At 42.7% G+C, this 527-nt stretch carries 1 protein-coding gene; it reads right to left on the bottom strand.

Annotation, left to right across the window (positions count from 1 at the left end):
• The coding region (locus RYX56_RS21155; protein ID WP_317123964.1) for a DNA gyrase subunit A at positions 1-527 on the bottom strand (527 nt) is incomplete at both ends.

The following is a 527-nucleotide window of genomic DNA, read 5'->3' as shown; positions in this document are numbered from 1 at the left end:
ATCCCTAAGATCGGTAATGCCGTCAATTTTCTTATCGCGAACTAACTCAGCAATTTTTTCGACTAATTTCGCTTTATTTACTTGATAGGGTATCTCATTTACAATGATAACTTCTTTGCCATTTGATTTTTCCTCAATCTTTACTTTGGCCCTTAACGTAATAGAACCGCGGCCTGTTTCGTAAGCTTTGCGGATACCGCTTCGGCCAAGAATGATTCCTCCAGTAGGAAAATCCGGACCGGGGATAATTTCCATGAGTTCTTCTGTGGTCATATTAGGGTCACGACTGATTGCCAATACGCCGTCAATTACTTCTCCAAGCTGGTGCGGCGGAATATTGGTAGCCATCCCCACGGCAATTCCCGTAGTCCCGTTAACCAATAGATTAGGAAACCGGGCTGGAAGGACAACAGGCTCTCTTTCCTCACCATCATAGTTATCTTGAAAGTCAATCGTATCTTTGTTAATATCCCTTAATAACACCATCGAAATTTTGGACATTCTTGATTCTGTATACCGCATAGCCG

The organism is Alkalihalophilus lindianensis, from assembly GCF_032843265.1.
GTDB classification, from domain to species: Bacteria; Bacillota; Bacilli; order Bacillales; family Bacillaceae_D; genus Alkalihalophilus; species Alkalihalophilus lindianensis.
Note: the sequence above shows the minus strand (reverse complement) of the source record. Positions and strands in the feature narration are given on the sequence as shown.